At 66.2% G+C, this 10,515-nt stretch carries 11 protein-coding genes; 6 read left to right on the top strand and 5 right to left on the bottom strand.

The features are described from left to right. Positions 1 to 62 precede the first annotated feature (62 nt). The 5 genes from J7573_RS11500 to J7573_RS11520 form a co-directional block, all read right to left on the bottom strand. Positions 63 to 1,115, bottom strand: coding sequence for a DUF1615 domain-containing protein (locus tag J7573_RS11500; protein WP_294334760.1), 1,053 nt, complete (start codon positions 1,113 to 1,115; stop codon positions 63 to 65). Positions 1,116 to 1,141: 26 nt separating this feature from the next. Next, positions 1,142 to 1,693, bottom strand: coding sequence for a hydrolase (locus J7573_RS11505; protein WP_294334761.1), 552 nt, complete (start codon positions 1,691 to 1,693; stop codon positions 1,142 to 1,144). A gap of 57 nt (positions 1,694 to 1,750) precedes the next feature. Then, entirely contained in the window at positions 1,751 to 2,470 is a 720-nt protein-coding gene (locus tag J7573_RS11510; RefSeq protein WP_294334762.1) for an alpha/beta fold hydrolase, read from the bottom strand. Beyond that, entirely contained in the window at positions 2,467 to 2,688 is a 222-nt protein-coding gene (locus J7573_RS11515; protein WP_294334763.1) for an MbtH family protein, read from the bottom strand. Before J7573_RS11515 ends, J7573_RS11510 begins: the two co-directional genes overlap by 4 nt. Before the next feature lie 243 nt (positions 2,689 to 2,931). Then, the gene (locus J7573_RS11520) at positions 2,932 to 3,333 is read right to left on the bottom strand and encodes a hypothetical protein (RefSeq protein ID WP_294334764.1); all 402 of its coding nucleotides are present in this window, start codon (positions 3,331 to 3,333) and stop codon (positions 2,932 to 2,934) included. Between the two features lie 224 nt (positions 3,334 to 3,557). On the opposite strand from J7573_RS11520, the gene purU reads away from it, so the two are divergent. Genes purU through J7573_RS11550 form a run of 6 tightly spaced genes read left to right on the top strand, consistent with a single transcriptional unit; the run spans position 3,558 to position 10,376 of the window. Next, positions 3,558 to 4,424, top strand: coding sequence for a formyltetrahydrofolate deformylase (gene purU / locus J7573_RS11525; protein ID WP_294334766.1), 867 nt, complete (start codon positions 3,558 to 3,560; stop codon positions 4,422 to 4,424). Next, positions 4,421 to 5,332, top strand: a complete 912-nt coding sequence (folD, locus tag J7573_RS11530; protein ID WP_294334767.1) for a bifunctional methylenetetrahydrofolate dehydrogenase/methenyltetrahydrofolate cyclohydrolase FolD — start codon at positions 4,421 to 4,423, stop codon at positions 5,330 to 5,332. The genes purU and folD overlap by 4 nt, the downstream gene beginning before the upstream one ends. Next, on the top strand, positions 5,314 to 6,555 hold the full coding sequence (locus J7573_RS11535) for an FAD-dependent oxidoreductase (RefSeq protein ID WP_294334769.1): 1,242 nt from the start codon (positions 5,314 to 5,316) through the stop codon (positions 6,553 to 6,555). Before folD ends, J7573_RS11535 begins: the two co-directional genes overlap by 19 nt. Positions 6,556 to 6,567: 12 nt before the next feature. Further along, the gene (locus J7573_RS11540; protein WP_294334770.1) at positions 6,568 to 6,873 is read left to right on the top strand and encodes a sarcosine oxidase subunit delta; all 306 of its coding nucleotides are present in this window, start codon (positions 6,568 to 6,570) and stop codon (positions 6,871 to 6,873) included. After that, the gene (locus J7573_RS11545) at positions 6,870 to 9,773 is read left to right on the top strand and encodes a 2Fe-2S iron-sulfur cluster-binding protein (RefSeq protein ID WP_294334772.1); all 2,904 of its coding nucleotides are present in this window, start codon (positions 6,870 to 6,872) and stop codon (positions 9,771 to 9,773) included. Before J7573_RS11540 ends, J7573_RS11545 begins: the two co-directional genes overlap by 4 nt. Before the next feature lie 3 nt (positions 9,774 to 9,776). Continuing rightward, positions 9,777 to 10,376 carry a sarcosine oxidase gene (locus J7573_RS11550; protein WP_294334774.1) on the top strand — a complete coding sequence of 200 codons (600 nt, stop codon included), beginning with the start codon at positions 9,777 to 9,779 and terminating at the stop codon, positions 10,374 to 10,376. The last annotated feature ends 139 nt before the right edge of the window (positions 10,377 to 10,515 follow it).

The following is a 10,515-nucleotide window of genomic DNA, read 5'->3' on the forward strand; positions in this document are numbered from 1 at the left end:
CAAGCCTCAGGCCTGTGGAGATCCTGTGGGAGCGGGCATGCCCGCGAAGAAGCCAGTGAGGTCTACCGGTTCATGCACCGCTCATAGCGCTCATCCACCCGCCCGGCAAACCACGCGGTGGTCAGCTTGCGGGTAATCTTCGGGCTTTTGAGCTCGATCCCCGGCAGTACCGCCCGCGGCAGTGGCTTGCCTGCTGCCGCATCGGCCAGGGCAAACACCCCGCTGTACAGCTTGCTGTCCTCGAACGCCAGGCTGTCGCCCAGCTCCAGCTGGCTGCGGATCTGTGGGTTACGCAGCCCCAGCTTGGCCCCGAGCTTGCGCGCCGCCTGCTCGGTGCTGCCGGGCATGATCGAACCTGGGGCGATCAAGTCGCCATCCAGCGCCAGGTCCGCCCCCGTGACCTTGCTCAACGCCGCCTGGAACGCAGCATTGCGGCTGGCGTACCAACCCGCGTTGAAATCGGCGAAGCGGTACAGCTGGCGCTCGTAATGCGCGGGGTAGCCGAGCAAATGGGCAATACCGAAGTACATGCCCCCACGGCGGCTGAAGACTTCCTGGCGAATGGTGCCGTCATAGGTGTAGGGATAATCCTTGGCGTGCTTTTCCGCGAACTCGATACTGACCTGCATCGGCCCACCGGTGTGCACCGGGTTCAACCCGCCGAGCAACGTCTTGCCCAACGGCAGGCGCGCGATGAACTCGTCGTACAGCGCGCTGAGCTGCTTCTCGCTGCGTACCGCCAGCAGGCGCTGCTGATAACTCTGGCCATTGCCGGACGGGGTCTTCAGGGCGCCGTCGACCAGCAGCCCGGGAATGTGCAGGCGCGCCGCTCGGCGGTCGATTTCCTCACGGGCGATACGCCCCAGGTTGGGCACCTGCGGGTCGGCGTTGAAGGTCGACTCCTGCTCGGTCACCGCCAGCACCGCGCACAGGTTGCGCTTGCTCGGTGCGATGCGCTGGGCCTCGAACGCCACCTGGATATCCTTGGCCCAGCCTTCGCGGTCCTTGGCCTGGGCCGGCAGCAGGCGCAGCAGCTGGGCGCGCACCTTGGCCGGGTCGGCCTCGGGTTCTTCCTCGCGGCGCCCCGCGCACCCTTGCAGCAGCGCCAGGGCCATCAGTCCTGCCGCCAACAGCCGGCCGTTCAGGGCTGCTCACCGACCATGTAGGTTTTGCTGATATGGCGGAATTGCGGGTGGCTGGCGCTGCCCATGAGCTCGAATAGCACCATTTCCCGGGTCACCACCTGCGCCCCGGCCTGGCGCATGCGCGCAAGGCCTGCGGCTTTGTTGGCCGGGGTGCGGCTGTCGCAGGCATCCTCGACCACGAACACCTGCTTGCCCAGGCCCAGCAGGCCGAGCACGGTCTGCAGCACGCAGATGTGGGTTTCCATGCCGCAGACGATCACCTGCTCACGGGCCATCAGGCTGGCCGGCAGGCACTTGGCGGCCACACAGGAGAAATGGGTCTTTTCCACCACCTCGGCTGCCGGGGCGACTGCTGTAAGCTCCGCCAAGGTGTGGCCCAGGCCTTTGGGATATTGCTCGGAGATCACGATCGGCAGTTCCAGGTCATTGCAGGCCGCAAGCAACCAGCGCGCTCGGGCGCGGGTACCCTGTGGGTCGCTCATGGCACCGATGAGTTTTTCCTGGATGTCGACGACCAGCAGCGTGGCCTTGTGATGTTCGATCAGCATTGTCTGCCCCTTGCCTGGGAAAAGGCCTAGCCTCCCCCAGGCAGGCGGCGCCGTCAATCAGGCAGAAAGCCGATGCGCTTCAAGGGCCTGCGTCAGCGTACCGAGCACCCGGTCCTCATGCTCGTGGATGAAGAAGTGGCCGCCGGGGAACATCTGCAGCGAGAAATCACCGAGGGTTTCCTGGCGCCAGGCCTGCAGTTGCTCTGCGCTGGCCCGGTCCGCTTCGCCACCGAGCACGTACAGCGGGCACTGCAAGGCCGGCCGTTGACGGTAAAGGTAACGGCCACAGAGCAGGAAGTCGGCGCGCAAGGTCGGCAAGGTCAGGCTCATCAGCTCGGCATTGGCCAGCACCTCCTCCGGCGTGCCATTGAGCTCGCGCAGCTCGGACTTGAGCTGCTCATCGGTCTTGGGGTCGCGCCAGTTGTTGCCGTCGTAATCCTCGCGCCGGGTGGGCGCTGCCGTGCCGCAGGCGAACAGCGCCAGCGGCGGCGGGCAGCCCAGCGCGCGCAGTTCGTGGGCCAGTTCGAAGGCCAGCAGTGCGCCCAGGCTATGGCCGAGCAAGGCATAAGGCGCGTTGGCGGCCAGGCGTTGCTCGTTGGCCAGTTGCCGGGCCAGTGCCTGCATGTCGGTCTGCAGCGGCTCGCCCATGCGCGCGCCGCGCCCGGGCAATTCGACCGGGCGCACCTGCAGCCAGGCCGGCAGCTTGCGCCGCCAGCGGCTGTAGACCATGGCACTGGCCCCGGAATACGGCAGGCACAGCAGGTTGATTGCGGTCACTGGGCGGCAGCTGCGGCCATCTGCTGGCGCAGGCTCAAGGGGCGCATGTCGGTCCAGACATCGTCGATGTAGGCCAGGCAGTCCTTCTTCAGGCCGCTCTTGCCCACGGCGCGCCAGCCTTCGGGAATGGCCTTGTAGTCTGGCCAGATGGAATATTGCTCTTCGTGGTTGACCACTACCTGGAACTGGATATCGTCGCGGTCGAATACGGAAGTCATTGCCTGTCTCCTTGAGTGATGGATGCCACTGCGCGCCTGGCGCAGGGAAGTTCTCAGGTAGACGTAGGGCGCTGCGGAAAAATTAACGGCTCTGCCGAGAATCCCTGTAGGAGCGGCCTCGTGTCGCGAAAGGGTCGCGAAGCGGCCCCAGATTTCAGCTTCGCCGCAGATATTGCTGGGGGCTGCTTCGCAGCCCTTTCGCGACACAAGGCCGCTCCTACAAAAAACGCGCCGGCATGTTCCTCAGGTGTCACGCAAGAGGTCATGCGTATCCAGCAAGCGGAACGCCACCTGCGGATTACGCTCCAGGCCCCGGCGGATCGCGGCCGGGATCGACTGGCGGGTCTTGCGGCACAGGCCGGGCTGGTCGTCGAGTTCGATGACGATGCCGCGCATGGTGCGCACTTCGTTGAAGCCGGGGCTGATGTGCACGCGGATGCCGAGGTTTTCGTACAGCCTCAGCTGCAGGCGCTGCAGGTCTTCCAGGTCCTTGAGGTTTTCCAGGCGTTCGAGCAGGCGCTTTTCTTCCTGGCGGGTGAGCAGGAGGATGCGCTGGGCCGCTGGCGGGTGCTCGGCCAGGTGTTCGCGGCCGCAGTCACAGGCACCAGGGGGGCACGGTTGGCGAAGAGGGGGTGGGGTGCTCATGGAGCAAGCATAGCTTCACCGGCCCGCTCTCAGTAAACGCTTCAGAAAAACTTTCCTGACAGGATAAAAAATTTCACAAACCACTGGACCACGTGCCCTCGCTTCGCCTATAAATCGCCCAAGGGAAATTTATATTCCCATCAAGAAACATCACTTCGCCCGCCGCGAAACCTCTTTTGCCCTTGTGCCAGACCTGCCCCACTCCATCACGAGGCCTATCCGACATGCACCCCGCTCCCGATCACTTCATCCTGCGCGTCAGTTGCCCGGCCGTGTCCGGCATCGTCGCGGCGGTGACCACCTACCTGGCCGAGCACGGTTGCTACATCAGCGAGATGGCGCAGTTCGACGACGAGGACAATGGCCGCTTCTTCATGCGTGCGGTATTCCGCTACAACACCGGCGTGAATGGTGACACGCCGCAGCTGGAAGCAGGCTTCGCCGATGTCGCCCAGCGTTTCGACATGGACTGGAGCCTGCACAGCAGCGCCCGGCCACTGCGCGTGCTGCTGATGGTCAGCAAGTTCGACCACTGCCTGGCCGACCTGCTCTACCGCCACGCCAAGGGCGAACTGGACATGCAGATCACCGCAGTGGTCTCCAACCACCTCGACCTGCGGCCAATGGCCGAGCGCCAGGGCATCCGCTTCGTCTACCTGCCGGTGACCAAGGAGACCAAGGCCGAGCAGGAAGCCGCACTGATGCGCATCGTCGAGGACACCGGCACCGAGCTGGTGGTGCTGGCGCGCTACATGCAGATCCTCTCCGACGACCTGTGCCGCCAGCTGTCGGGCCGGGCGATCAACATCCACCATTCGTTCCTGCCCGGCTTCAAGGGGGCCAAGCCTTATCACCAGGCCTACCAGCGCGGGGTCAAGCTGATCGGCGCCACTGCCCACTACGTCACCCGCGACCTCGACGAAGGCCCGATCATCGAACAGGAAGTGCAGCGCGTGGACCACGCCTACGCCCCCGACGACCTGGTGGCGATCGGCCGCGACACCGAGACCATCGCCCTCTCCCGCGCCGTCAAATACCACCTCGAACACCGGGTGTTCCTCAACCACGACCGCACGGTGATCTTCAAATGAACGCCTTCCCCAGCCTCAAGCTGATCGACGGCAAGGCCACCGCGGCGCGGGTGCTGGCCGAGGTTCGCGAGCAGGTACAGACCTTGCGCCAAGGCGGCGTGCAGCCGGGCCTGGCGGTGGTATTGGTCGGGGCCGATGCGGCCAGCCAGGTGTATGTGCGCAACAAGGTACTGCGCGCCGAGGAAGTGGGCATTCGCTCGCTGGAACATCGCCTGCCGGCCGACACCACCCAGGCGCAGCTGCTGACCCTGATCGACCGGCTCAACCGAGACAGCGAGGTCAACGGCATCCTCGTGCAGTTGCCGCTGCCCCAGCATGTCGACGAGCACTGCATTCTCCAGGCGATCAGCCCGCTGAAGGACGTGGACGGTTTCCACAGCGAAAACGTCGGCGGCCTGGCCCAGGGGCGCGACGTGCTCACGCCCTGCACCCCCAGCGGCTGCATGCGCCTGCTGCGCGATGCCTGCGGCGAGCTGCGCGGCAAGCATGCGGTGGTGGTCGGCCGCTCGAACATCGTCGGCAAACCCATGGCCGCGCTGCTGCTGCAGGCTGACTGCACGGTAACCATGGTGCATTCACAAAGTCGCGACTTGCCGGCGCTGTGCCGCCAGGCCGACATCGTCGTCGCGGCGGTCGGCAAGCCGAAGCTGATCGGCGCCGAGTGGCTCAAGCCCGGCGCGGTGGTGATCGATGTCGGCATCAACCGCATCGAGGAAGGCGGCCACAGCCGCCTGGTCGGCGATGTCGACTTCGCTGCCGCCCTGCCCCAGGTCGCCGCCATCACCCCGGTGCCTGGCGGCGTCGGCCCGATGACCATCGCCTACCTGCTGAAGAACACCCTGCTCGCCCTCGACCTGCAGCAACAGGCCGCCCACCCGGAGCGCACCCCATGCCTTTCGCCCTGCTGAAATACGGCCTGAGCGCCGACTACCCGGTGGAGGTCGACCTGCCGCCACCGTGCGAACTCAAGCCGCGCTATGACGTGGTGATCATCGGCGGCGGCGGCCACGGCCTGGCCATCGCCTACTACCTGGCCAAGTACCACGGCGTGACCAATGTCGCCGTGCTGGAAAAGGCCTACCTGGGCGGTGGCAACACCGCGCGCAACACCGCCGTGATCCGCTCCAACTACCTCACCTCCGAGGGTGTGCGCTTCTACGCAGAATCGGTGCGGATGTTCCAGAACCTGTCCAACGAGTTCGACTTCAACATCATGTATTCCGAGCGTGGCCAGCTGACCCTGGCGCACACCGACGCCACCGTGCGCGCCTTCCGCCAGCGCGCCGAGGTCAACACGCACTTCGGCGGGCGCAGCGAAATGATCGACCGCCGGCAGATCCGCGAGCTGGTGCCGAGCCTGAACCTCGACCCCGGCCATCTGCCGGTGCTGGCGGGCCTCTGGCACATCGACGGTGCCACCGCACGCCACGACGCGGTGGCCTGGGGCTACGCCAAGCAGGCCGCCAAGCGCGGCGTGGAAATCCATCAGCTCACCGAAGTGCAGGACCTGCTGATCCGCAATGGCCGCATCGAAGCGGTCAAGACCAACCGCGGCACCGTGCAATGCGGCTGCGTGGTGCAGGCGGTGGCCGGGGCCAGTTCGCAGCTGTTGGCCAAGGCCGGGATCCGTGCGCCGATCCACACTTACCCGCTGCAGGCCATGGTCACCCAGCCGTTCAAGCCGTTCCTCGACCCACTGGTGAGTTCTTCGGCGCTGCACTGCTACGTGCAGCAGACCAGCCGTGGCGAGATCGTCTTCGGTGGCGGTTCAGACCCATACCCGCTGTACAACACCCGCTCCACCCTCGACCTCAAGGAAAGCCTGCTGGCCCACGCCATCGAGATGTTCCCGTTCATGGCCAACGCCAAGCTGATGCGCCAGTGGGCCGGGATCACCGACATGACCCCGGACTACAGCCCGATCATGGGCCTGTCGCCGGTCGGCAACTACTACCTCGACGCCGGCTGGGGCACCTGGGGTTTCAAGGCCACGCCCATCTGCGGCAAGACCATGGCCGAGCTGGTGGCCAGCGGCGGCAAGGTCCCGGAGCTGATCGCGCCCTTCGCCCTGGAGCGCTTCAGCCGCTTCCAGCAAGTCAACGAAATGGGCGCCACCGCGGCCAGCCACTAGGAGCACACGACGATGAAGATCCTGACCTGCCCCTTGAACGGCCCGTGCAACATCAGCGAGTTCACCTACGGCGGCGAGTTCAAGCCCATGCCCGACCCGGCCAGCTGCACTGACGCCGAGTGGGCCGACTACGTGTTCAACAGCGACAACCTGGCCGGCGTGGTCATCGAGTGGTGGCTGCACAACGCCTCGAGCTACTGGTTCTTGGCCGAGCGCCACACCGTCAGCGACCAGGTGCTGCGCACCTTCGACCCGAAAGAGTTGTTCGACCGCCGCGTCGACTTCACCCCCGCCGCCACCCCGGAGATCGCCGGATGAACAGCCTCACTCGCCTCCCCGCACCCATGGGCCTGTTGATCGACCGCGAGCGGCCCCTGCGTTTCGAATTCGACGGCCAGGCCTGCCCGGGCTTTGCCGGTGACACCATTGCCAGCGCCCTGCTTGGCAACGGCCGCTGGCTGCTGTCGCGCTCGTTCAAGTACCACCGCCCGCGTGGCCCGCTGAGCATGGCCGGGCAGGATGCCAACACCTTGGTGCAATTACCCGAAGAGCCCAACGTGCTGGCCGACCTGGAGGCCGCCCGTGACGGCCAGGTGGTCGCCGGGCAGAACTTCAACGGCAGCCTGGAACACGACCGCGACGCCTACCTGGGCAAGTTCTCACGCTTCATGCCGGTGGGCTTCTACTACCGCTCGTTCTACAAGCCCAAGGGCATGTGGAAGGTGTGGGAGCCGTTGATCCGCAAGAAGGCCGGCCTCGGCGTGCTCGACCTCGGCTTCAGGCCGCAGTACTACGACAAGGCCTATCTGTTTGTCGACCTGGCCGTGATCGGTGCCGGCCCGGCCGGCCTGCGCGCCGCGCTGGACGCCGCCAATGCCGGGGCCAAGGTGCTGCTGATCGAGCAACAGCCGGTGCTCGGCGGCTCGCTGACCTACGCCCGCTTCGACATCGCCGGCATCCGCGCCGCCAGCCTGCGCCAGGAACTGCTGGCCGCTGTCGAAGGCCACCCGAACATCCAGGTGCTGTGCGAGGCCACCTGCAACGGCTGGTTCACCGACAACTACCTGCCGGTGATCCGGCACAAGCGCCTGTACAAGGTACGCGCCACCCGCTGCCTGGTGGCGGCCGGGTCGTTCGACCAGCCAGTGGTGTTCCGCAACAACGACCTGCCCGGGGTGATGCTGACCAGCGCCGCACAGCGGCTGATGAAGCTGTATGCGGTCAAGCCGGGGCAACGCGCAGTGATTCTCACCGGCCACGATGACGGCTACCTGGCCGCGCTCGACCTGCAGGAGCAAGGCGTGGCTGTCGCCGCCCTGGTCGACATGCGCGCCGCGCCCGCCGATGCTGCGCTGGCCAGCGAGCTGAAGCGTCGCGCCATTCCCCTGCACCTGGGCAGTACCGTCTATGAAGCCCTGCACGCAGCGGGCATGCGCCACGTCTCAGGCGTGGACATTCGCCCGATCACCGGCCAGGGCAAGGTGGGTGACCACGGCCTGCGCGTGGCCTGCGACCTGCTGTGCATGTCCGCCGGTTACATGCCGGTGTATCAGTTGCTGTGCCAGGCCGGTGGCAAGCTGGCCTATGACGTCAACCGTGACGAGTTCGCCATCAGCCACCTGCCCGCCGGCCTGGACATCGCCGGTTCGGTGAATGGCCGGCACCGCCTGGACAACGTGCTCACCGACGCCAGCCGCGGCGCCGCCGAAGCCCTCGCGGCACTGGGCCTGCCAGCAGCAACGCCGGCAGCCTACGTTGCCGAAGCCAAGGTCAACTTCCCCTGGCCGATCTTCCCGCACCCCAAGGGCAAGGACTTCGTCGACTTCGACGAAGACCTGCAGGTACGCGATATCGTCAACGCCACCCGCAGCGGCTACCGCGACGTGCAGTTGGTCAAGCGCTTCTCCACGGTCGGCATGGGCCCGTCCCAGGGCCGCCACTCGGCACTGCCCACTGCACGCCTGGTGGCCCAGGCCACTGGTCGCAGCATCAGCGAAACCGGCGTGACCACCGCCCGCCCGCCGTTCCAGGCGGAGAAGTTGGCCCATGTCGCCGGCCGTGCCTTCGACCCGTACCGGCAGACGCCGATGCACCGCCGCCACCTGCAAGCCGGCGCGAAGATGATGCCGGCTGGCATCTGGCAGCGCCCGGCCTTTTACGGCAAGCCGGAACAACGCGAACGCTGCATGCAGGAAGAAGCCCGCCATGTGCGCGAGAAAGTCGGCCTGATCGACGTTTCCACCCTGGGTGGCCTGGACGTGCGCGGCCCCGACGCCGCCGAACTGCTGGAGCGCCTGTACACCTTCGGTTTCGCCAAGCTGGCCATCGGCCGCACCCGCTATGCGCTGATGACCAACGAGCACGGCGTGGTGATCGACGACGGTGTCTGCGCGCGCCTGGCCGAGCAGCACTTCTACGTCACCGCCACCACCAGCGGCGTCGACCGCATCTACCAGCAGATGCTCAAGTGGAACGCGCAGTGGCGGCTGGACGTGGACATCACCAATGTCACCGCCGCCCTGGCCGCGGTCAACCTGGCCGGGCCGCTGTCGCGCCAGGTGCTGGCCAAGGTGTGTGACGATGTCGAGCTGTCGGCCGACGCCTTCCCTTATCTGGGTGTGCGCCTGGGCACGGTGGCTGGCATTCCGGCGCGCATCCTGCGGGTCGGCTTCGTCGGCGAGCTGGGTTATGAAATGCACGTGCCGGCGCGCCATGCCGAGCGCCTGTGGGACGCGCTGATGCAGGCCGGTGCCGGGCTGGGCATCCGCCCGTTCGGCGTCGAGACCCAGCGCCTGCTGCGCCTGGAAAAGGGCCACGTGATCATCAGCCAGGACACCGACGGCATGACCCACCCGGCGGAGATCGACATGCAATGGGCGATTGGCCGCAAGAAGCCGTTCTTCATCGGCAAGCGCTCGATCGAGATCCTCGAAGCGCAGCCGCTCAAGCGCAAGCTGGTCGGTTTCACCCTGCCCAAGGGCAGCCCGCAGCCGTTGGAAGGCCACCTGGTGCTGGACGGCCCGGACATCAGCGGCAACGTCACCTCCTGCGAGTATTCGCAGACCCTGGGGCAGATCATCGGCCTGGCCTACGCCGGCGCCCATCAGGCGACGCCTGGCATGCACATCCCGATCCGCGTGGAGGGCGGCGTGACGGTCAATGCCAAGGTGGTGCAACTGCCCTTCCACGATCCCGACAACCTGCGCCAGGAACTCTGAACCATGACCAAAGCTGAAGCCTTCATTCCATGCAGCCCGCGGGCCGAACTGTTGCACAGCTGTGGGTTGACCGACCTGACCGGACTGGCGCGGGTCGGGTTTCGCGGCAGTGACAGTGCGGCGTATCTGGAGGAACGTGGCTACCGTTTGCCAGCGCTGCCCAACCAGGCCTTGCGCCAGGATGACGGGGGCTGGGTCGCGCGCCTGTCGGCCAGCGAGTACCTGTTGCTGGGCAGCGTTGCCGACCAGGGTGCACGGGTAGCCGCTGAAGAGGCAGCGTGGGTGCAGGATGCCCGGCGCAACTATCTGCTGCCGCGTCAGGACAGCCATGCCTGGCTGCAATTGTCGGGGGAGCATTGCAGTGCGGTGATGGCCAAGTTGTGCGGGGTCGATCTGCGGGCGCAAGCGTTTCCGCACGGTGCCGTGGCGCAGACGTCGGCGGCGCGGATCAATGTGATCGTGGTGAATGTCGGACGCGATGAGTTGCCGGCGTTGCAGCTGCTGTTAGACCGGGCGTCGCTGGCGTATTTCCAGGAGGCTTTGCTGGATGCCATGGATGAGTTCGATGGCGGGTGGATTGGGGCGGATCAGCTTGTGATTTGACCTGTACCGGCCCCTTCGCGGGCACGCCCGCTCCCACAGGATCACCACAAGTCTTTAGGATTGTGGTGATCCTGTGGGAGCGGGCGTGCCCGCGAAGGGGCCGGTACAGGTCAAATCACAAGCTGATCCGCCCCAATCC

Origin of the sequence: Pseudomonas sp., from assembly GCF_017744435.1 — a bacterium.
Classification (GTDB): domain Bacteria; phylum Pseudomonadota; class Gammaproteobacteria; order Pseudomonadales; family Pseudomonadaceae; genus Aquipseudomonas.

Excerpts from the sequence above, each read along its gene's own strand:
- J7573_RS11500 (WP_294334760.1), bottom strand. The coding sequence starts at position 1,115 with ATGGCCCTGGCGCTGCTGCAAGGGTGCGCGGGGCGCCGCGAGGAAGAA.
- J7573_RS11505 (WP_294334761.1), bottom strand. The coding sequence starts at position 1,693 with ATGCTGATCGAACATCACAAGGCCACGCTGCTGGTCGTCGACATCCAG.
- J7573_RS11515 (WP_294334763.1), bottom strand. The coding sequence starts at position 2,688 with ATGACTTCCGTATTCGACCGCGACGATATCCAGTTCCAGGTAGTGGTC.
- J7573_RS11520 (WP_294334764.1), bottom strand. The coding sequence starts at position 3,333 with ATGAGCACCCCACCCCCTCTTCGCCAACCGTGCCCCCCTGGTGCCTGT.
- purU (WP_294334766.1), top strand. The coding sequence starts at position 3,558 with ATGCACCCCGCTCCCGATCACTTCATCCTGCGCGTCAGTTGCCCGGCC.
- folD (WP_294334767.1), top strand. The coding sequence starts at position 4,421 with ATGAACGCCTTCCCCAGCCTCAAGCTGATCGACGGCAAGGCCACCGCG.
- J7573_RS11535 (WP_294334769.1), top strand. The coding sequence starts at position 5,314 with ATGCCTTTCGCCCTGCTGAAATACGGCCTGAGCGCCGACTACCCGGTG.
- J7573_RS11540 (WP_294334770.1), top strand. The coding sequence starts at position 6,568 with ATGAAGATCCTGACCTGCCCCTTGAACGGCCCGTGCAACATCAGCGAG.
- J7573_RS11545 (WP_294334772.1), top strand. The coding sequence starts at position 6,870 with ATGAACAGCCTCACTCGCCTCCCCGCACCCATGGGCCTGTTGATCGAC.
- J7573_RS11550 (WP_294334774.1), top strand. The coding sequence starts at position 9,777 with ATGACCAAAGCTGAAGCCTTCATTCCATGCAGCCCGCGGGCCGAACTG.